This is a genomic window from Bacillus sp. 05T22 (assembly GCF_056396765.1).
The window spans coordinates 1-20,558 of sequence record NZ_JBFTMC010000015.1 but is presented as its reverse complement, the minus strand read 5'-3'; the positions used below and the strand labels follow the sequence as shown (position 1 = coordinate 20,558).

Here is a 20,558-nt window from a genome sequence, read left to right as displayed (position 1 = left end):
AATTTACGAAAATACATTGCTGATATCCAGTATATAGATATACAATAAGAAAAGAATATTTTTTTGGAAAATCTTACTGATGAAACTGTAGTATAATGTATTGTATTGTTTAAAAAAGAAAGTTATTCTATATAAGTATTTTATAGATTAATATGCAATCAGTCGTCAAGATATAAAGAATGTTGACTCCTGGTTTTTTATTTTGCCTTAACAATGTTTCAGGAGGATGTCATGAAGAGAAGTACCGAATTTCTAAAAAGTTTAGATGTAAAATTAATTTTAATTTTGTTTATATTATGCGTCACGAGTATAGCTGCCATATATAGCAGTCAACAAACAGGACAATATGGAAATTCAAATTTTGCAATGAAACAAGGGATTAACTATGTAATCGGTATTGTTTTATTACTACTTGTTGCAAGTATTGATTTAGATCAACTGCAAAAATTAGCGTGGCCATTTTATATTGTTGGGTTTGCTTCGATTATTATACTTAAGATTTCACCATTTAAAGCTTTAACACCTGAAATATTAGGGGCAAAAAGATGGTTTAAAGTCCCAGTTCTTGGGGCGATCCAGCCATCAGAGTTTTTCAAAATTGCGTTGCTTCTTTTAGTTGCTAGTTTAGCAGTCAAGCATAATGAAAAATATATGGTACGGACTTTTCAAACGGATTTAAGATTAATAGGTAAAATTATTTTAGTATCGATTCCACCTGCTCTACTTGTATATAGTCAGCCTGATACAGGGATGGTTTTCCTATATGCTGCAGGGATTGCATGTATTTTGTTTATGTCAGGTATTCAAAAGAAATTAATTGCAATATGTACAGTTATTCCACTGACCATATTGTCCACGTTAATATTTATATTTTTGAAATACCCAGACATTTTTTTCAACAAATTGGTTACTTTACTAAAGCCGCATCAACAGTCACGAATTTTGGGCTGGTTAGACCCATTTGAGCACGTGGATCAAGGTTATCAAACACAACAATCGATTTTAGCGGTTGGTAGTGGGGGAATGGATGGAAAAGGATTTGGATATGGAAGTGTATATATTCCTGAAAAGCATACCGATTTCATTTTTGCTACAATTGCTGAAGAGGGTGGATTTTTAATTGCAGCTTTCGTCGTATTTATGTTTCTGTTACTTCTTTATCGTACAATTATAATTGGTTATTCAGCAGATAATCTGTTTGGTACATTATTATGTGCAGGAGTAATTGGTGTTTTAACATTACAAATCTTCCAAAACGTTGGTATGATTGTTGGATTAATGCCGGTAAAAGGAATTGCGCTTCCGTTTTTATCATATGGAGGAAGTTCCTTGTTTTCGAATATGATGATGATGGGGCTCGTTCTATCGGTACGGAAAACTTATAAAAAGTATATGTTTTCGGTTAGTTGATTTTTATATAAAAAGCTGATTCGTTCACACACGGATCAGCTTTTTTGCATAGAGGATTGTAATCATCACAAACTAAAGGGAGTGTGGAAATTTGTGATGATTAAGGAGTGCAGATTCATGCATATGCATATTTTTGAGGGGGCACATCATCTTTCTTATATAGAATGGATGATTCGAGCTATAACAGCGTATGTTTTTTTAATTTTTGTTGCTAAAACAATGGGACAACGCTCCATTGCACAGCTTCGTTTTTTAGATGTCGTATTAGTGCTATTGTTGGAAGGAAATCTCTCTAACGCACTATCTGATGAAAGAGTCGGTTTACTGGGATCAATGATTACAACATGTGTGCTCATTGTTCTTCATATTGTAAGTTCGGTTTTAACGTTGAAATGGGATCGATGGAGACGTTTTTTAGAACCATCGCCTATTATACTTATACATAATGGGTCAATTGATTTTAGTAATTTGAAAAAAGCAAGAATTACAGTAGAGTATTTATTCTCTGAACTACGCTTACAAAATGTCAGTGATATTAAAACGATAAGATTAGCATTATGGGAAGCAAGTGGTACCGTCTCGGTGTTTCAATATCCAGAACATGAAACTGTTTCACGGCTTGATATGAAAGTAGCAGGTAGAAAATCACCTATTTCATTTATTCTTGTGAAGAATGGAAATATACAGAAGGATGTCCTTGCTTTATTAGGAAAAACGGAAACATGGGCGCAGGAAGAATTATCAAAAAAAATATCAGTTGAATTGGTACAATTAGCAACTATAGATGAAAATAAACAAATTAATATTTTATTAAAAAAATGAAAAATATAAGCATTTTACCATTTCTTACATATGATACAATAGTGTGGACAACGAAATAAAAAAAGAAGGGTTTGTTTCGATGGGATATGTAGAGGAGTTACGAAAAGTAGTTGGTCATCGCCCTTTAATTTTAGTTGGTGCTGTTGTTCTCGTATTGAATGAAGATGGACATGTTTTATTGCAACAACGAACAGAACCGTATGGAAAATGGGGATTGCTTGGTGGTTTAATGGAGCTTGGAGAATCCCCAGAAGAGACAGCTTGCCGTGAAGTATATGAAGAAGCAGAAATTTATGTGAAAAATTTAAGACTCATTAATGTGTTCTCTGGAGCTAATTACTTTATAAAATTAGCGAATGGTGATGAATTTCAATCCGTAACGACTGCTTATTATACAAATGAATATGAAGGTTTGCTAGCTGTCAATAAAGAGGAAGCGGTTCAGCTTAAATTCTTTCCCGTTACAGAATTGCCTGCGTATATTGTAGGATCACATAAAAAAATGATTGAAACATATGAGAAGATAGAAAAAGAAAGTAGAAATAATATATAATAGCTATAGAAATACAAAAACACAGTTCTGGTTGGTAGTCCAGGCGCATACTAGTATGTCAGTAACCTTCCCCTCCGGGATGTCCAGTATTTCTAATTTTTTTTCTAAGGAGGGGCTGTCGATGAAATTGACAGTATATCATGATGGTCAGTTTTTTGTAGGAATGATTGAGGACACACATAAAGGGATTTTGTATGCAGCGAGGTATATTTTTGGTGCTGATCCATCAGACGAAGAGATACTTGTATTTGTAAATAATACGATGCTAACGTATTTTAATCACTTTTCCAAATGTGGTGTTAAAGTGGAAGAGAAAAAGCGTTCGAAAAGTATAAAGCGTATCATAAGAGAAGCTGCAAAAGAAATGCATACAAAAAGCTTTACGAAGGCACAAGAGGCAATTAGTTTATCTTATGAATTGCATAAGCAAGAAAAGCGAGTGCAATCTAAGGAACAGCGTGAAGCAGAAAAGCAGAAAAAACGCCTTATCAAAGTGCAAAAAGCAAAACAAAAGCATCGCGGACATTAAGAAAAAACGTCTTAGGACACTTGTTCTAGGACGTTTTTTCTATACATGTAAGAAGAATACAAGTAAGTTTACTTGTATTTCTAAAACGGTAACTGGTAAGATACAGAGAGATAGATCTAGAGGAGGGAAAACATTGATTAACTTTAACTTTTTTATGAATGATGTTGTCCGTCAAGCGCGTGAAGAAATTGTTTCCGCTGGATATACAGAATTAACAACACCATCCGCAGTTGATGAGGCATTTAAGCAAAAAGGTACGACACTTGTAATGGTAAACTCAGTATGCGGTTGTGCAGGTGGTATTGCTCGCCCTGCTGCTGCGCATTCCGTACATTATGATAAACGTCCAGATCACCTTGTAACAGTATTTGCGGGGCAGGACAAAGAGGCAACAGCACGTGCACGTGAATATTTTGAAGGATATCCACCATCTTCTCCGTCTTTCGCATTATTAAAAGATGGAAAGATTGTAACGATGGTTGAACGCCATGAAATCGAAGGCCATGAGCCAATGCAAGTCATTGCAAAATTACAATCGTACTTTGAAGAGAATTGTAAAGAGGTTTAATAGAAAATAAAAAGGCGGTACATACACTTATAAGTGTATGTACCGCTTTTTTATTTTGTTCCATTTATTAGGCTATTTGTGGGCAGTAAAATCCTAATTGGTGAAGACTAATAATCAATAGAAGTTGAAGAAAATCCCCCTCTGATTAAAGTTTCACTTTATTAGGAGGTATAATTAATAACATTTGTTTATAATCATTTGTAATGAGAGGAAATATACATGAAATGCATAGTTTATACAATAATTTATACATTGATTAACCTAGAAAAACCGTTTTAATAGAATTTGTAATTTATTTTTATTTTAATTGTTGCATAAAAATAAAATCACTGCTACAATACAAACATCAAATAAAAATTCTATAAAACTTTTAAATATACATTATTAGGGGGAAGAAACATGAAGAAGTTATTATCAATTTCATTTGCACTTATTTTAATAATAAGTATGTTTAGTGCTTGTAGTAAGGGAGAAACAAAGGAATCGAATACGAAGAAAGATAAGAAAGTACTCGTTATGGGTACTTCAGCAGACTATAAACCTTATGAATATGTGGAAGCTTCAAAAAGTGATGAAATTATCGGTTTTGATGTTGATATTGCAAAGTATATTGGGAAAGAACTTGGTTATGAAGTGAAAGTGAAAGATATGGATTTTGGAGGATTGTTAGCATCGCTTAGCTCGGGAAAAGTTGATTTCGTTATGGCGGGAATGACACCAAATCCAAAACGTAAGGAAAATGCGGATTTTACAGATATTTATTTTGTTGCTAAAAACATGATCGTTTCGAAAAAGGATTCTGGTATTAAATCATTACAAGATTTAAAAGATAAAAAAGTAGGAGTACAAACAGGTTCTATTCAAGAAGAAAAAGCAGACGACTTCAAAAAACAAGTAAACTTCCAGGCGGAGGGGCGTGACCGTATACCAGAAATCGTACAAGAAATTCAGGCTGGACGTTTTGATGCTGCTATTTTAGAAGATACAGTTGCTAAAAATTATTTAGATAAAATGAAAGATTTACAAGGAATTGAAATTCAGGAAGCTCCAGAAGAAGTAGGAGCAGCAATTGCCCTTCCGAAAAATAGTGACAAAACAGCGGAATTTAATAAAGTGATTAAGAAGATGCAAGAAAATGGTGAAATGGACAAATTAGTGAAGAAATGGTTTGGCAGCAAAAAATAAGCTGCCTTTCTCTTTTCTGTGAGAGGAATGACAAAAGATGAACTTAGATTTTTCGGCAATTACTCCGTCGATACCATATATATTAAAGGGACTAGAAGTTACACTGAAAATTGTAGCAGTATCTGCTTTAGTTGGTTTTATACTTGGAACGCTATTAGCACTTTGTAAAATTGCTAGAGTAAGAGTGTTAAATATCGCTGCTGATTTATATACATCGATATTTCGTGGTACACCACTTGTCTTGCAATTAATGATTATTTATTTCGGTGTTCCGCAAATGATTGGATATGATATACCAGCATTTTTAGCAGCAGTACTTGCATTTAGTTTAAATTCGGGTGCATATATGTCAGAGGTAATTCGTGCAGGAATTCAGGCTGTTGATAAAGGACAGACAGAAGCAGCGATGGCACTCGGTGTTCCATATGGAAAAATGATGAAAAATATTATTTTACCACAAGCATTAAAAAATATATTACCAGCGCTTGTGAACGAATTTGCAACACTTACGAAAGAGTCGGCAGTAGTGACAGTAATTGGTGCGACTGATTTAATGCGCCGTGCATATATTGTAGGCGGTGAAACGTTTAAATATCTTGAACCGTTACTATTTGTCGGACTTGTTTACTATATTCTAGTAATTATTCTTACATTAGTCGGGAAAGCAATTGAAGGGAGAATGAAGAAAAGTGATTAAAATTGAAAACCTTCATAAATCATTTGGACAAAATGAAGTACTAAAAGGAATTACGACAACAATCGAAAAGGGCGAAATTGTTGCGATTGTTGGACCGTCTGGGTCAGGAAAATCAACATTTTTACGTTGTATGAACGTACTAGAAACACCTACAAATGGTCACATTTGGATTGGGAATGAAGAAGTGACCAATCCAAAAACAAATATTATGAGTGTTCGTGAAAATGTGGGAATGGTGTTTCAACATTTTCACTTATTCCCTCATATGACAGTATTAGAAAATATTACGTACGCACCAGTAAATGTAAAAGGTGTGGCAAAACCAGAAGCAGAGAAAAAGGCGAAGGAACTTCTTGAAAAGGTAGGATTGCTCGATAAAAAGGATGCATATCCAAACCGTCTTTCAGGTGGACAAAAGCAGCGTGTAGCCATTGCTAGAGCATTGGCAATGGAACCGGAAGTTATGCTTTTTGATGAACCAACATCGGCACTAGATCCTGAAATGGTAAAAGAAGTATTAGAAGTAATGAAATCTTTAGTGACTACAGGAATGACGATGGCAATTGTGACACATGAGATGGGATTTGCAAAAGAAGTAGCTGATCGTGTGCTCTTTTTAGATAGCGGAAAGCTTGTTGAAGATACAAGCCCGGAGCAGTTTTTTACAGAACCAAAAAGTAAACGCGCACAAGAATTTTTACAAAAAATATTGTAATATGTAAAAGTTACGTGAATAATAAGGAGAAAAGGATGACAGCTTGTCATCCTTTTTTTATACTTATCGTAACTACGTTTATACATATAGGAGCAATGATATGTTTAGAATTGGATATCGTACAGTGAAAACAGCAGTTGGAACAGGTGCGGCAGTTTTTATTGCGCAGCTATTCGGCTTGGAATTTTATAGTTCTGCGGGCATTTTGGTTATTTTGTGTGTGCAAAATACGAAACGAAAATCACTTCAAGTCTCTTTGCACCGATTTTTAGCCTGTTTATTATCAATGGTATTCTCGTTTTGTATTTTTGAAACAATTGGTTATACACCGCTTTCTATTAGTTTGTTACTTCTTACTTTTATCCCAACAGCTGTTATGTTTAAAATTCAAGAAGGCATCGTTACAAGTTCCGTTATTGTTATGCATTTATATTCATTGAAACATATTACATGGTTAGCGATTGGAAATGAAATTGCAGTTTTAACAGTTGGAATTAGCGTGGCTTTATTGGTAAATATGTATATGCCAAGTGCGGAAAAGAAATTAAAAGGGTATCAAGAAAAAATAGAATGGAATTTTAAAACGATTTTATTTGAGATGGCTGTGTATTTACGAAATCGGGATAGTACATGGTCTGGAAAAGAATTAATTGAAACAGAAGAAATATTGAAACAAGCGAAAGATCTATCTTTTAAAAAACTTGAAAATCAATTTATGCGAGAAGATGATTATTATTATCGATATTTTGATATGCGCATGCAACAATTTGAAATTTTAGAGCGGATTATGCCGCTTGCAGCTTCCTTATCGTGGTCATATGAGCAATCAGATATGATTGCGGACGTAATTGAAAACGTTGGGAATTCTATTCGTCCTGAAAGTACGGGTCTTATTTCACTTAGACAATTACAAGAAATGCGAGAGATTTTTAGAGAAATGCCACTTCCTAAGACACGCGAAGAATTTGAAATGCGTGCGAAGCTTGTTCAACTTGTTTATGAAATGGAGCAATATTTACTTATTAAAAGTAGGTTTAAAGGGAAGGATAATGTGAAAGAACTTATATAAATCCAAATTAAAAACCAACACCAAACCATTCTTTTTAGGTAGGCAAGAGCATCCGGCCATGCATAGAAGCGGTCAGTGCCTTTTTTCAACCCATGCCGTGTGAAAATAAAAGAGGAAATAAGTGGAGATTAGTTTTTGTTTTCATAGCCGCAGCTAATATGTCGAAAAATCAAAATGGATTTATATATATAGGGAAGGAATGAATCATGTCGTATTTTCTGTCCTTACTATTATGTTTTTCTCTTTCACCGATATGGCCTCTTGGAGATAATCCGCGTGCTGGAGATCCATTTATTATTGTAAATAAGCAGACGAACAAGCTTGCTTATATTGATGATGGTAAAATACAAAAGGTCTTTCCTGTAGCGACGGGAAAAACAAACGAGTTAACGCCAGAGGGAAGTTTTGATATTGTAATGAAGGCAAAAAATCCTTATTATATTGCGAAGGATATCCCTGGTGGTTCACCAAAAAATCCACTTGGCTCTAGGTGGATGGGGTTTAATGCACGAGATACTGACGGGAGTAAATATGGTATTCACGGTACAAATCAGCCAAGCTCAATTGGAAAATATATTTCACAAGGATGCATTAGAATGAAAAAAAATGATGTGGAATATTTATTTGATCGCATTCCAATTGGAACAAAGGTATGGATTGTAAAATCGAAAAGAACATTTCAGCAGCTTGCAAAAGAAAAAGGAGCTCTGGTTTACGAAAAGGTCAACCGAACAAGTTGGCTTTTTCTTTCCACGAACTTGTCTTGACATGTGTACATATCCATGTATTAATGAGGATATACGAAGATTATTGGAAAAGGAGTTGCTCGTATGTATTTGAATCCAAGGCTTTCTTATATGCAGTTTTTTATTGGCTTTCTATTCATTGTGACTTTCATATTGGCAACTTTTAATGTATGTTCTTTTCTGGTGTCAATTGTATTCATGGCACTTTTAAATGTAACTTTTGTTATAGGAGCGTTTCAGCAAAAACATTATACGAGCTTTGTTATGGCCCTTGTGATGGCTTTTTCATTTAGTATTGTAGCGCTTGTACTAATAATAAAATAAAATATAAATCATTCATTAAAATGATTGTGATTGAACAGGCTGTTTATTTTCTATCCAGGAGAATAAACAGCCTATTTGTGCTAAAAAAGGACGACATTATATATCGTCCTCCTTACCAAAACATACTTGCTCCAGCGAGTAATGTTGTTACAAGCATTGAAATTAGCATAACGTATATCATAACTTTTTGTGCTTTCTTATTCATGTTAAACCTCCTTACAATCATTCCAACTTTCCCCCGCTATTTGCGGACAGTAACACTCCCACTTTAAAATTCAGCAAAAGCAAAGAAGTTAGGTGGGAGATGAACTGTCCGTAAAAGCCCGATTGGTGAGGGTTAATAATTATTGGGGGAATCGAGATCCCCCCAATAATTAAAGTTTCACTTTATTGTATCGAGAAATGGAAACATGGACAAGGGTATAGAGAAGACAAAATTCGAGAAGTGTATCTAAAATATAACAGGAAAACTTGAAATAAACAGAGAATATAAAAAGCATAGGACACAGTTTTTTCGGTGCCTTTTAAAAAAGTTTTGCAAGCTGAAGAATGGAGATACGATAATGAAAGTATATGAAACAGAACGTTTGCAATTAAGAGAAATCGATGAGTCGTATGCAGAGCAAGTTCTTCAATATTACGACAAAAATCGTGAGTTTTTAAAGGCGTGGGAAGAATATCGACCAGATGATTTTTTTACATTGGATTATCAAAGAAAACGGTTGCAAAAAGATGGGAAAGAATTTGTAGAAGGGAAAATTATTCGATTATGGATTTTTAAAAAAGGTGATGATACGAATATTATCGGTTGTATTTCTTTCAATTTAATTGTGCGTGGAATTTATCAGTCCTGTGTTCTTAGTTATAAACTAGATAAAGATGAATTAAATAAAGGTTATACGACAGAAGCGCTTAGAAAAGCAATTGAAGTGGCTTTTCAAGAATTCCAATTACATCGTATAGAAGCCCCGATTATGCCCCGTAACTTAGCATCTATTCAAGTTGTAACGAAGATTGGCTTTCAATATGAAGGGGTGTCCCGGAAGATGTTAATGGTAAATGGGATTTGGGAAGATCATATGCGGTGGGTCCTTTTAAATGAGTAGAAGAAAGCAGGTGGTTATCTAGATGTGTGAACCATCTGTTTTTTAGCTTGTCTTTCGAAACTTTTGCGAAATTCTGTTATAATTAACGATGTTACATACTTAATGCAATGCAGGAGGCGCATTCTCATGATTAATCAAGAACGTTTAGTAAATGAATTTATGGAACTTGTGCAAGTAGATTCTGAAACAAAATATGAAGCAGAAATTTGCAAAGTGTTAACAGAGAAATTTACTGCTTTAGGTATTGAAGTATTTGAAGATGACACGATGGGTGTAACTGGGCATGGTGCAGGTAACTTAATTTGTACTTTGCCAGCGACGAAAGAAGGAGTAGATACAATTTACTTCACTTCTCATATGGATACAGTAGTTCCTGGTAAAGGAATTAAGCCTTCTATTAAAGATGGTTATATTGTATCAGATGGTACTACAATTTTAGGGTCAGACGATAAAGCTGGATTAGCATCCATGTTTGAAGCAATCCGCGTTTTAAAAGAAGAAAATATTCCTCATGGAAAAATCGAGTTTATTATTACAGTTGGTGAAGAATCAGGTCTTGTTGGTGCGAAAGCATTAGATCGTGAACGTATTACAGCAAAATATGGCTATGCATTAGATAGCGATGGAAAAGTGGGCGAAATCGTAGTTGCAGCGCCAACGCAAGCAAAAGTAAATGCGATTATTCGCGGGAAAACAGCTCATGCTGGTGTAGCACCTGAAAAAGGTGTATCTGCAATTACAATCGCAGCAAAAGCAATTGCAAAAATGCCACTTGGTCGTATTGATTCTGAAACAACTGCAAATATCGGTCGTTTCGAAGGTGGCACACAAACAAACATCGTTTGTGACCATGTGCAAATTTTCGCAGAAGCTCGCTCTTTAGTAGATGAAAAAATGCAAGAGCAAGTTGCAAAAATGAAAGAAGCATTTGAAACAACTGCAAAAGAAATGGGCGGTCAAGCAGATGTTGAAGTAAAAGTTATGTACCCAGGATTTAAATTTGCTGATGGCGATCATGTTGTAGAAGTTGCAAAACGTGCTGCTGAAAAGATTGGTCGTACACCTTCTCTTCACCAAAGTGGTGGCGGAAGTGACGCAAACGTAATTGCAGGGCATGGTATCCCAACAGTAAACTTAGCAGTTGGTTATGAAGAGATTCATACAACAAACGAGAAAATTCCTGTTGAAGAATTAGCAAAAACAGCTGAATTAGTTGTGGCAATTATTGAAGAGGTAGCGAAATAATTGTTAGCAAAAAAGAACGTGTAGACCATAATAGGTTCACACGTTTTTTTATTTGGATTCAATTGCTTTTACAAGGCGAATGAGCCAATATAAAAAAATCCAGGGGAGTATATACGTTGTTGCGATGTGCACTACACGAGGGAGAAACGCGAAGGTATTAATATTGAAAATGGGAAGTAACAAGTAGCTAATTGCAATGACTAAAATAATAACGAGAAATATGTAATTGAGCTTATTATGATTGTTCATAACGATCACCTATTTTACAAAAATATCCATATTTAATGTAAGTATATCAAAAATATGATAGGAAAGAACGTGATTTTTGTCATTGAAAGGCTCCACTGTTTTCGTTGAATTTGATATAATGAAAACTAGGAACGAACGTTCTCTTTGAGGGGTGAGAAGTATGAGAGAAATGTATCCGAAAAATGGTCGTGTTATTTTGCACGTTGATATGAATTGTTTTTTCGCGTCAGTTGAAATTGCCCATGATCCATCATTAAAAGGAAAACCATTAGCGGTTGCAGGGAATGAAAAAGAACGAAAAGGAGTTATTGTAACATGTAGTTATGAAGCAAGGGAATACGGAGTACGTACAACAATGCTCCTTTGGGAAGCGAAGCGGTTATGTCCAGAGTTAGTTGTGAAGCACCCGAATTTTAAATTATATCGCGAGGCGTCGTTTGAGATGTTTCAAATTCTTTCACGCTTTACTGAAAAGATTCAGCCAGTTTCTATAGATGAAGGTTACTTAGATATAACAGATTGTTATGGATTAGGTTCACCTCTTGAGATTGCTAAGATGATTCAACAAACATTATTAACAGAATTACAGTTGCCATGCAGCATTGGAATAGCTCCAAATCTTTTTCTAGCGAAGACTGCGTCAGATATGAAAAAGCCGCTTGGTATTACTGTGTTTCGGAGACGAGATATTCAGGAATTACTTTGGCCACGTCCTGTTGAAGCAATGCATGGAATTGGTGAGAAAACAGCAGAAAGGCTAAAAGAAATCCATATACATACAATTGAACAGTTGGCAAAGGGAGAAGCGCATGTGATTCATGCGAAAATAGGAAAGCACGGCGTTGATTTACAAAAACGGGCAAAAGGTATGGATGATAGAGAAGTCGATCCAAATCAAATGGGACAACATAAAAGTATCGGAAATTCAACAACATTTTCGAAGGATATGGATGAAGAGAAGGAATTGCTTGATATGTTAGAGCACTTATCGAAATCAGTTAGCAAAAGGCTACAAAAACGGACTCTTGTCAGCTATAACATTCAAATTATGATGAAATACTATGATCGGCGTACAGTAACGCGGAGTAAACAATTAAAAAATGCAATTTGGGAAGAACGTGATATTTTTCAAGCTGCTTCACGTTTATGGAAGCAACATTGGGATGGCGATCCGATTCGATTGCTTGGTGTCACAGCTACGGAATTAGAATGGAAAACAGAATCAATTAAACAACTGGATTTATTTTCATTTGAAGAAGATGCGAAAGAAGAGCCACTATTAGCTGTAATTGACCAGATTAATGATAAATATGGAACTCCTGTTTTACAAAGAGGGAGTCAGTTATTTCGAAAGCAGGAGAAATCTTTTCGGCAGAAATTGGAAAATAAATTTATGTAAAAAAAGTGTCATGGCAATTTAGTACTCATGACACTTTTTATATTTAACTCGCTTCTAAATCTAATGAAGTTTTCCAACCTGCAGTCGTTACTCCAGATTCCAAAAGCATTCGACTTACTACTTTCTCGATTAAGGCTGTTTGATTTGTTACCGAGAATTAGGAAATACTCTTCGAACGGTTTCGGTAAATTCTTCAAATAACCCTGTTACTGGTTTACCTTGGTTAATTTTGTCCGCATAGTCTCTCATTCGATCTACAAAATCAGGATTTGAAGATACAAATACATGACGAATATCTGGGTCGGTAGCTCTAACTTGATCTGCAACTTTCTTTTCTAATTGCTTTGTGATTTGTCCTTTTACATTTTCACGTAAAACAACTGCAACATAGGCATTTCTATTTGTGACGATTACATTTGCCTTGTCTATTTCTTCTAGTTCAATGATTCGATCTGCCGCTTTATTTGCTATGTGCAGTCGTGTTTCATTGTTCGTGACACCGTTCGTATTATTTTTTACTCTTTGAAGGTTAGTGTTGTTTCCTTCGTATGTAACATTTCGTACGCCATTGTTTTCGCGATTATCCAATGCTTTCTCCTTTTGCTTTCCTGCACATCCAAGCAATGAAATAATTGCCAAAAAAATGATTGAAAACATCTTTAATTTTTTCAATGATATCTCTCCTTTACAATACTATGTTTTTAAAATGACCAGTTGGCCATTTATTATTCATAGTAAAAAGGGGATGATATTTTGTATATTTTATAAAAACAAAAAAAGCATCGATTTTCGATGCTTTTTTATTTTTATCCCGTTATTTGCAGGCAGTAAGACCCCCATCTCAAATTTCAGTGAAAGCAAAAAAGCTAGATTGGGATCAACTGTCCGTAAAAGCCCGGTTGGTGAGGGCTAATAATCAGTGGGGGATGAAGCCACACTGATTAAAGTTTCACTTTATAGATTATGAGATGGAAGGATTTTCATAAATCACAATCTCTGAATTGTTTGTTGTTGAAATACGTTGTGCATAATATGTGATAGATGAAGAAATGTATTCCGGTAACGTTCGATTTGTATGCGATGTGGTGTATTCATGAATTAACTCTTTTAAAGTCGTCCATTCTAGTGGTGCTGGGTGATCAGACACGAAAGAACTTACCCAGCGATCAAATGAAGATGAAAAATCAGTTTGTAAACGAAATACTTCTTTCATAGTTAAACGCTCCCTTTATTTGTAATACAATTATTTTACTATAAAACACGAACGATTGCTATTTTTTGATCGTTAACGTTCGTTTAATATAGTTGTCTAGATGAATAGTTCATAGAAATTCATTTGCCATTTGAAATAACATTCCGTAAGATGAAAGATAGATTCTATAAAGAGCTGGAGGAAAGAAAGTGGAATTTGTATTTTTAGGAACTGGTGCAGGCGTCCCTTCAAAAGGAAGAAATGTTTCGGCAATCGCTTTGCAGTTGTTAGAAGAACGAGGTGAAACGTGGTTATTTGACTGTGGTGAAGCAACACAACATCAAATTTTACATACATCAGTGCGTCCACGTCGCATTGAAAAAATATTTATTACACATTTGCATGGAGATCATATTTTTGGGTTACCTGGTTTATTAGGAAGTCGTTCCTTTCAAGGAGGAACAACTCCATTAACAGTATACGGACCAAAAGGGATTAAGCAATTCATTGAAGTCGCATTATCGGTGAGTACAACACATGTTAAATATCCACTTAAAATTGTAGAAATTACTGAGGAGGGTATTGTTTTTGAAGACAAGCAATTTCATGTAGAAACGAAGAGGTTGTCACATGGAGTTGAATGTTTTGGATACCGAATCGTTGAGAAAGACATACAAGGGCATCTCCTTGTTGAGAAGCTGCTAGAAGCTGGCGTAAAACCAGGGCCAATCTTTAAACGTTTAAAAGACGGTGAAGTAGTTGAATTAGAGGATGGAAGGGTTTTACACGGAAAAGACTTTATTGGTCCACCTCAAAAAGGAAGAATCATTACGATTTTAGGAGATACACGTTATTGTGAAGCAAGTAGAATCCTTGCGCAAGATGCAGATATACTTGTACATGAGGCAACATTTGCAGCAGCAGATGAAATCCAGGCACATGATTATTTTCACTCAACAACAGAACAGGCAGCAAGTATTGCATTGCAAGCGAATGTGAAACGGTTAATATTGACTCACATTAGTTCGCGTTATCAAGCAGATACATATAAGGAATTGTTACAAGAAGCTCAGTTGTTGTTTGCAAATACAGAAATAGCTATGGATTTGAAATGTTTTCCAGTAGAACGATAACATTTTACAAACAATGGCAACATAAGTTTGCCATTGTTTTATTTTTTATAAAATTTTTTTCTCTACAAGATAGTTGGAACTGTTATCATTTGATATCTATATGAACTAATACAGGGATTTTAAGATTTTCAGATGGATATGAGAAAAACACAAAACATCGGTCATTTTGAAAAACTGTTATATAGGTAGTTTGTCTTATTGTTAATACAAGAGAAGTAAAAAATAATCAATTCAGAAATTTTAAAATTCAACAAAAGTAAGCGTTTCATAAAAAACAAGCTATAATGAAGGCAAATTACAATTCGTCGTGAGTTACAGCGTGCATTTTAGCCATTTTTCGTAACGAAACGAAATTGACTAAAAGAGAGAGGGCATCCTAGAGATTATTAAGGGAACCGTATTATTATTATTTGTACTCAGTCTTTTTTCACTCTTTAGTTTCAAAGCACCGAATGGTATAAAGGCAATGGGAGCTCTAGCAAATGCTGCAGTTGCAAGTTTCTTAGTTGAAGCATTTCAGCTATATGTTGGTGGGGATTTAATTGGAATACCGTTTTTAAAAGAAGTTGGAGAATCAGCAGGTAGTCTAGGCAGAGTAGCTGGTGCAACTCTTGTTGCGTTAGCAATGGGGGTATCACCTGTTTATGCTATGCTTGTAGGGGCTTCTGTGTTAAAATTTGGATTGCTACCAGGATTTATTGCTGGTGCGATTGCCGGACTTATGGTTATGTATGGTTTTAATGATCCGATGAAAGTAACGCTATGTTTCTTATGTATTATGGTGTCTGGTATTATTGCAGGATATATTGGCTCACTTCTATTCAAAAACTATCCAATTCGTACAGCGGAGCAAATTCGTGGTACGGGAGGAAAGGCAACAGAATCGGCAGCTTAATAGAATAGTAGTAAGCAATTTTTTATAAAAGATTTAGGGGGAATCATGATGAAATATCGCTCAGTATTTGATATTATCGGTCCAGTTATGATTGGGCCGTCCAGTTCACATACAGCAGGTGCAGCAAGAATGGGGCAAGTTGCTCGTCAACTTTTCCGTCATGAACCAAAAAGAGTTACGATTTCGTTATATGGCTCGTTTGCAAAAACATATCGTGGTCATGGAACAGATGTAGCATTGATTGGTGGTATACTAGGATTTGAAACAGATGATACACGTATCCCAAGTGCGCTAGAAATTGCAAAAGAGCGTGGGATTGAAGTGGACTTTATTGAAGAAGAAGCGAATGCACCACATCCGAATACAGCGAGAATTCGTTTGTATAAAGGAGAAGAGGAGATTGAAGTGGTCGCTTGTTCAATTGGTGGTGGAAAGATTGAAGTGGTGGAATTAAATGGGTTTGATTTACAACTATCAGGAACAAGTCCGGCACTTCTTATTGTAAATAATGATCGCTTTGGAGCGATTGCATCTGTAGCTTCTATACTTGCCAAACATGAAATTAATATTAGTACGATGAGTGTTTCACGTAAGGAAAAAGGAAGAAGAGCGCTTATGGTCATTGAAACAGATGAATTGTTGGCAGATGAAGTTATCGAAGAAATTAAAGGACAATCTAATATTTGTCAAGTAACTATTATGGATTAATTGCAGGGGGGACACACCATGTTTCGGAACGCAGCGGAACTAGTGGCGCAAGCTAAAGAACAGAATGTAAAAATTGCAGAAATAATGATTCAATGTGAAATGAAGACAAGAAGTATCTCTCGTGAAGAAGTACTTGCAGGCATGGAGAAAAACTTAGTCGTGATGGAACAAGCGGTAGAGCGTGGTATTAAAGGTGTGAAATCACCGACTGGTTTAACTGGCGGAGATGCGGTGAAAGTACAAGAGTATATGAAGAGCGGAAAAGGTTTATCTGGGCATACGATGTTGGATGCAGTGAGCAAAGCGGTTGCAACAAACGAAGTAAATGCAGCAATGGGAATCATTTGTGCAACACCAACAGCTGGATCAGCTGGGACTGTACCAGGCGTACTATTTGCGCTCAAAGAAAAATTACAGCCAACACGTGAAGAAATGATTGAATTTTTATTTACAGCAGGAGCATTTGGGATGGTTGTTGCCAATAATGCTTGCATTTCAGGTGCAGCTGGAGGTTGTCAAGCTGAGGTTGGTTCAGCAAGTGGAATGGCAGCAGCGGCAGCTGTTGAAATGGCTGGAGGAACACAAGAGCAAGCAGCTACAGCGATGGCGATTGCTTTAAAAAATATGCTAGGGTTAGTATGTGATCCAGTTGCTGGACTTGTAGAAGTACCTTGTGTAAAACGTAATGCAGCAGGTGCTTCAAATGCTATGATTGCAGCGGATTTATCACTAGCTGGTGTAACAAGTACAATTCCATGCGATGAAGTTATTGAAGCGATGTTTAGAATTGGGCAAACAATGCCAGTTGCACTTCGTGAGACAGCTGAAGGTGGACTAGCAGCAACACCAACAGGGCGTCGCCTTCAAGAAGAGATTTTTGGAAAGAGTAGCAAATAAGAGAAGACAATCGTGATAAAAGAACGGAGCTCAGATCTATTTTCTGAGCTCCGTTTATTATTTTTCGTTTGTTAATTGTTCTAATGTTTTTCCAAGTTCATGTGATCGTTTTGTAGCTTGTGTAATACATGCGACGAGTGCTTGTTGAAAATTAAAACTTTGAAGAACCTCGATCCCAGCTTCTGTCGTTCCACCAGGAGAGGTGATTTCTTTTCGTAAGATAGAAGGGTGCTTAGTATTAGCCTTAAGCATTTCAGCGGCACCAATCATTGTTTGCAAAATAAGTGATTTAGCCACAGACTCTTCTAAGCCGATCTGTTTTGCGGCTTCTTCCATTGCTTCAACTACGTAATACACGTACGCAGGGCCACTCCCAGATAGTGCAGTAACAGCATGCATATGTTCTTCTTCCACCACTGAAACAAGGCCAATTGTTTCAAATAAAGATTTAGCAATGTAAATGTGCTGCTCTGTTGCATGCAAGGATGGAGAAATAGCTGTGGCTGATTTTAAAATAGCGGCTGATGTATTTGGCATTGCTCGGATAATCGGAACATTTTTTTGAAGCAGGCTTGTAATAGAACTTGTAGAAACACCTGCTAATAATGAAATAACGAGTTGATTATTCGTTATATATTTTTTTATAGGTTGAAGTGCTTCTGCGACGTCTTTTGGCTTCATTGCAAGGAAAATAATATCTGCATGAGCAAGTAGTTCTTCTTTGTTATGTGTTCCTTTGACACCGTATTTTGTATGTAATTCCTGTAATCTTGTTTCATTTGAGCGGTTACTTACTGTAATTTGTTTACCCGTTACAACCTTCGCATCTAATAAACCGGCGATGATTGCTTCAGCTATAGATCCGGCACCTAGAAAGGAAATATTTTGAATAGACATGATGAAGCCTCCTTAATTTTTGTAAGAAAAACTTATAAATTTACATACATTCGTTTTATTATAGAAAACACCTTCTTTTTATCTGAAAATAATGACAAATTTTTAAAGAAGTTGTAAACTGAAGAGGGATTCATTTTTGAACCGGAGAGAGACGGGGGGCATAAACATGGTAACAATTCATCGAATGGAGATTCCTGTTCCATTTGCAGTTGAGACAGTTAATGTGTTTTTAGTAAAGGGAGAATCATTAACATTAATTGATACAGGGACAAATACAAAAGAGGCCAGGGCAGCATTAGAAAAACAATTAAGGACTTTAGGATATAGGATAGAAGACATTGAAACAGTAGTGATTACACATCATCATGCTGATCATTGTGGGCTTTTAAATACATTTTCTGAGAAGACAAATATTGTAGGCCATCCTTGGAATGAGCCGTGGATTACGCAGGATTCTCAATTTTTGAAACGTTATCAACAATTTTTTAAAGAAGCCGCATTACAGTTCGGAGTTCCAGAAGCATTTTTGAAGGATGAAGCATTACTTACGACGAAAACACTTAAATATTCTTGTAATAGATCGTTAACACATACTGTACGAGAGGGAGACAGTATTGAAGCGTTACCTGAGTTTACAGTTATTGAAACACCAGGGCATGCTTCGACTCATATTTCGTTATACAGGGAGCGTGATGGACTATTAATTGGTGGGGATGCTTTAATCAGTCATATTTCCTCCAATCCGATACTAGAACCGCCATATGAAGGACAGACAGAGCGAGCGCGACCTTTACTACAATATAATCAAACATTAAAACGTTTAAGTAACATGAAGATTTCACGCATTTTATCAGGTCATGGAGAAGACATTGTGAATGTGAAAGAGCTGATAGAGGGAAGGTTGCAAAAACAAGAAACACGTGCTTTCAAAGTGTTAGAATTATTAAAAGAAAAACCGATGACAGCCTTCGAAGTATGTGTGAAATTATTCCCTGTATTATATAAAGAGCAATTGCCACTTACGATTTCGGAAACAGTTGGACAATTGGACTTTTTAGCATATAATCAACAAGTGATGATTGATGAATCGTCGCCACAATTGATTTATTATGCAAAGTAGGTGACAGCGATGACGGGACGTTTACAAGAAAAAGTAATCGTCATTACAGGAGCTTCTAGTGGAATTGGAGAACAAGTTGCGATGCAAGTTGCAGCAGAGGGCGCGATTCCTGTATTAATAGCGCGGACAGAAGAAAAACTACGAGTATTAGCTGGAAAGATTAAAGCGACTTACAATACGCCTTGCTATTATTACGTATTAGATGTAAGTGAAGAAGTAGAGATTGATACTGTTTTTGCAAGAATATTAAAGGATGCAGGGCAGATTGATATATTGGTAAACAATGCTGGTTTTGGTATTTTCAAAACGTTTGAAGAAGCGTCCATGACTGAAGTGAAAGATATGTTTCAGGTCAATGTATTTGGATTAGTAGCTTGTACGAAAGCGGTATTACCTCATATGTTAGAGAGAAATAGTGGACAAATCATTAATATTGCTTCGTTAGCAGGGAAAATTGCAACGCCAAAATCTAGTGCGTATGCAGCAAGCAAACATGCAGTATTAGGATTTACGAATAGCTTACGCATGGAGCTCTCAAATACAAATATTCATGTAACAGCGATTAATCCAGGGCCAATTGACACAAACTTTTTTGATATTGCTGATCAATCAGGTACATATGTAAAAAATATGGGACGTTACATGTTAAAGCCAACATACGTAGCAGAGCAAATTGTAAAAGCGATGCAAACGAAAAAGCGTGAAGTGAATTTGCCAAAATGGATGAGTGTTGGACCAAAATTTTTTGCGTTATTTCCAGGTTTTTTTGAACGTATAGCAGGTAAATCATTAAGTAAAAAATAGGAGATTTCCATTTGGAAATCTCCTGTTTTTTATTTTCCCGTAATATATTCATAAACAATATCCTCAATTGCTTCATATACATCGATATCAGGTTCCGAACCAATGGTTGTTTGGACACTTTGAATTAAAGTTTCCTGATCCTCTTTTGAAATAGGTTTACATTGATATTGCCGAAAACTTTTTATCAACATCTTTTCAATTAATTTTTCATTCATGTTTTTCCTCGCTTGCATGTATAAATGTATTGTTTTTATTGTACTTGAAGTATAGAAAAAATACTAGCACACATCAAAGG

General features: G+C 35.7%; 25 protein-coding genes and 2 pseudogenes. 20 read left to right on the top strand and 7 right to left on the bottom strand.

The genetic code is table 11. The features are described from left to right. Positions 1 to 231: 231 nt before the first annotated feature. The 11 genes from AC1DIT_RS07665 to AC1DIT_RS07615 all read left to right on the top strand — a co-directional run bounded on the left by AC1DIT_RS07665 (position 232) and on the right by AC1DIT_RS07615 (position 8,618). Complete coding sequence (locus AC1DIT_RS07665; RefSeq protein WP_016116242.1) at positions 232 to 1,410, top strand: FtsW/RodA/SpoVE family cell cycle protein; 1,179 nt, start codon at positions 232 to 234, stop codon at positions 1,408 to 1,410. A 117-nt stretch (positions 1,411 to 1,527) separates the two neighbouring features. Continuing rightward, positions 1,528 to 2,232, top strand: coding sequence for a DUF421 domain-containing protein (locus AC1DIT_RS07660; protein WP_016116241.1), 705 nt, complete (start codon positions 1,528 to 1,530; stop codon positions 2,230 to 2,232). A 79-nt stretch (positions 2,233 to 2,311) separates the two neighbouring features. Continuing rightward, positions 2,312 to 2,785, top strand: coding sequence for an NUDIX hydrolase (locus AC1DIT_RS07655; protein ID WP_016116240.1), 474 nt, complete (start codon positions 2,312 to 2,314; stop codon positions 2,783 to 2,785). 121 nt (positions 2,786 to 2,906) lie between these two features. Beyond that, a complete protein-coding gene (locus AC1DIT_RS07650) occupies positions 2,907 to 3,314 on the top strand; it encodes a YjdF family protein (protein WP_016116239.1) in 408 nt (135 codons plus the stop codon). Positions 3,315 to 3,468: 154 nt separating this feature from the next. Continuing rightward, on the top strand, positions 3,469 to 3,882 hold the full coding sequence (locus AC1DIT_RS07645) for a BrxA/BrxB family bacilliredoxin (RefSeq protein WP_141520410.1): 414 nt from the start codon (positions 3,469 to 3,471) through the stop codon (positions 3,880 to 3,882). 399 nt (positions 3,883 to 4,281) lie between these two features. Next, positions 4,282 to 5,067: a transporter substrate-binding domain-containing protein gene (locus tag AC1DIT_RS07640; RefSeq protein ID WP_016116237.1), complete on the top strand. Its 786-nt coding sequence runs from the start codon at positions 4,282 to 4,284 to the stop codon at positions 5,065 to 5,067. Positions 5,068 to 5,104: 37 nt separating this feature from the next. After that, positions 5,105 to 5,764 carry an amino acid ABC transporter permease gene (locus AC1DIT_RS07635; RefSeq protein ID WP_016116236.1) on the top strand — a complete coding sequence of 220 codons (660 nt, stop codon included), beginning with the start codon at positions 5,105 to 5,107 and terminating at the stop codon, positions 5,762 to 5,764. Beyond that, positions 5,757 to 6,479: an amino acid ABC transporter ATP-binding protein gene (locus AC1DIT_RS07630; RefSeq protein WP_016116235.1), complete on the top strand. Its 723-nt coding sequence runs from the start codon at positions 5,757 to 5,759 to the stop codon at positions 6,477 to 6,479. The genes AC1DIT_RS07635 and AC1DIT_RS07630 overlap by 8 nt, the downstream gene beginning before the upstream one ends. Before the next feature lie 100 nt (positions 6,480 to 6,579). Further along, complete coding sequence (locus AC1DIT_RS07625) at positions 6,580 to 7,548, top strand: aromatic acid exporter family protein (protein WP_016116233.1); 969 nt, start codon at positions 6,580 to 6,582, stop codon at positions 7,546 to 7,548. A 206-nt stretch (positions 7,549 to 7,754) separates the two neighbouring features. Beyond that, positions 7,755 to 8,315 (top strand): L,D-transpeptidase, encoded by a 561-nt coding sequence (locus AC1DIT_RS07620; protein WP_006095921.1) that lies wholly within the window; start codon positions 7,755 to 7,757, stop codon positions 8,313 to 8,315. Positions 8,316 to 8,378: 63 nt separating this feature from the next. Continuing rightward, entirely contained in the window at positions 8,379 to 8,618 is a 240-nt protein-coding gene (locus AC1DIT_RS07615) for a DUF3894 domain-containing protein (RefSeq protein WP_016116232.1), read from the top strand. Between the two features lie 112 nt (positions 8,619 to 8,730). On the opposite strand, the gene prli42 is transcribed toward AC1DIT_RS07615, so the two are convergent. After that, on the bottom strand, positions 8,731 to 8,823 hold the full coding sequence (prli42, locus tag AC1DIT_RS07610; protein ID WP_016116231.1) for a stressosome-associated protein Prli42: 93 nt from the start codon (positions 8,821 to 8,823) through the stop codon (positions 8,731 to 8,733). Positions 8,824 to 9,181: 358 nt separating this feature from the next. Here prli42 and AC1DIT_RS07605 point away from each other — a divergent pair, with 358 nt between their 5' ends. Then, a complete protein-coding gene (locus tag AC1DIT_RS07605; protein WP_016116230.1) occupies positions 9,182 to 9,724 on the top strand; it encodes a GNAT family N-acetyltransferase in 543 nt (180 codons plus the stop codon). Between the two features lie 126 nt (positions 9,725 to 9,850). Continuing rightward, positions 9,851 to 10,969 (top strand): tripeptidase T, encoded by a 1,119-nt coding sequence (locus AC1DIT_RS07600; RefSeq protein WP_016116229.1) that lies wholly within the window; start codon positions 9,851 to 9,853, stop codon positions 10,967 to 10,969. A 48-nt stretch (positions 10,970 to 11,017) separates the two neighbouring features. Here AC1DIT_RS07600 and AC1DIT_RS07595 read toward each other — a convergent pair whose 3' ends face one another. Beyond that, on the bottom strand, positions 11,018 to 11,218 hold the full coding sequence (locus AC1DIT_RS07595; RefSeq protein ID WP_077293880.1) for a hypothetical protein: 201 nt from the start codon (positions 11,216 to 11,218) through the stop codon (positions 11,018 to 11,020). 160 nt (positions 11,219 to 11,378) lie between these two features. Here AC1DIT_RS07595 and AC1DIT_RS07590 point away from each other — a divergent pair, with 160 nt between their 5' ends. Then, positions 11,379 to 12,617, top strand: a complete 1,239-nt coding sequence (locus tag AC1DIT_RS07590) for a DNA polymerase IV (protein WP_016133246.1) — start codon at positions 11,379 to 11,381, stop codon at positions 12,615 to 12,617. A 43-nt stretch (positions 12,618 to 12,660) separates the two neighbouring features. On the opposite strand, the pseudogene AC1DIT_RS07585 reads toward AC1DIT_RS07590, so the two are convergent. The 3 genes and pseudogenes from AC1DIT_RS07585 to AC1DIT_RS07575 all read right to left on the bottom strand — a co-directional run. After that, positions 12,661 to 12,765 (bottom strand): annotated as a pseudogene (locus AC1DIT_RS07585) (MgtC/SapB family protein); the annotation flags it as partial. Continuing rightward, complete coding sequence (locus AC1DIT_RS07580) at positions 12,765 to 13,289, bottom strand: YhcN/YlaJ family sporulation lipoprotein (RefSeq protein WP_016116227.1); 525 nt, start codon at positions 13,287 to 13,289, stop codon at positions 12,765 to 12,767. The gene AC1DIT_RS07580 and the pseudogene AC1DIT_RS07585, both read right to left, overlap by 1 nt. Positions 13,290 to 13,578: 289 nt before the next feature. After that, complete coding sequence (locus AC1DIT_RS07575) at positions 13,579 to 13,830, bottom strand: DUF3932 family protein (protein WP_003200148.1); 252 nt, start codon at positions 13,828 to 13,830, stop codon at positions 13,579 to 13,581. A gap of 188 nt (positions 13,831 to 14,018) precedes the next feature. On the opposite strand from AC1DIT_RS07575, the gene rnz reads away from it, so the two are divergent. From rnz to sdaAA, 4 genes and pseudogenes are all read left to right on the top strand, one after another. Continuing rightward, positions 14,019 to 14,942, top strand: a complete 924-nt coding sequence (rnz, locus tag AC1DIT_RS07570) for a ribonuclease Z (protein WP_016116226.1) — start codon at positions 14,019 to 14,021, stop codon at positions 14,940 to 14,942. A gap of 373 nt (positions 14,943 to 15,315) precedes the next feature. Continuing rightward, positions 15,316 to 15,729: pseudogene (locus AC1DIT_RS07565) on the top strand (PTS sugar transporter subunit IIC); the annotation flags it as partial. 156 nt (positions 15,730 to 15,885) lie between these two features. Next, on the top strand, positions 15,886 to 16,545 hold the full coding sequence (sdaAB, locus tag AC1DIT_RS07560; protein ID WP_016116224.1) for an L-serine ammonia-lyase, iron-sulfur-dependent subunit beta: 660 nt from the start codon (positions 15,886 to 15,888) through the stop codon (positions 16,543 to 16,545). An 18-nt stretch (positions 16,546 to 16,563) separates the two neighbouring features. Continuing rightward, positions 16,564 to 17,442, top strand: a complete 879-nt coding sequence (sdaAA, locus tag AC1DIT_RS07555; protein ID WP_016116223.1) for an L-serine ammonia-lyase, iron-sulfur-dependent, subunit alpha — start codon at positions 16,564 to 16,566, stop codon at positions 17,440 to 17,442. 57 nt (positions 17,443 to 17,499) lie between these two features. On the opposite strand, the gene proI is transcribed toward sdaAA, so the two are convergent. Beyond that, positions 17,500 to 18,339, bottom strand: coding sequence for a pyrroline-5-carboxylate reductase ProI (proI, locus tag AC1DIT_RS07550; protein ID WP_016116222.1), 840 nt, complete (start codon positions 18,337 to 18,339; stop codon positions 17,500 to 17,502). Between the two features lie 166 nt (positions 18,340 to 18,505). On the opposite strand from proI, the gene AC1DIT_RS07545 reads away from it, so the two are divergent. Further along, positions 18,506 to 19,459, top strand: a complete 954-nt coding sequence (locus AC1DIT_RS07545; protein WP_016116221.1) for an MBL fold metallo-hydrolase — start codon at positions 18,506 to 18,508, stop codon at positions 19,457 to 19,459. 9 nt (positions 19,460 to 19,468) lie between these two features. After that, complete coding sequence (locus AC1DIT_RS07540; RefSeq protein WP_016116220.1) at positions 19,469 to 20,263, top strand: SDR family NAD(P)-dependent oxidoreductase; 795 nt, start codon at positions 19,469 to 19,471, stop codon at positions 20,261 to 20,263. Between the two features lie 29 nt (positions 20,264 to 20,292). On the opposite strand, the gene AC1DIT_RS07535 is transcribed toward AC1DIT_RS07540, so the two are convergent. Then, positions 20,293 to 20,478: a YqzH family protein gene (locus AC1DIT_RS07535; RefSeq protein WP_016116219.1), complete on the bottom strand. Its 186-nt coding sequence runs from the start codon at positions 20,476 to 20,478 to the stop codon at positions 20,293 to 20,295. Positions 20,479 to 20,558 lie beyond the last annotated feature (80 nt).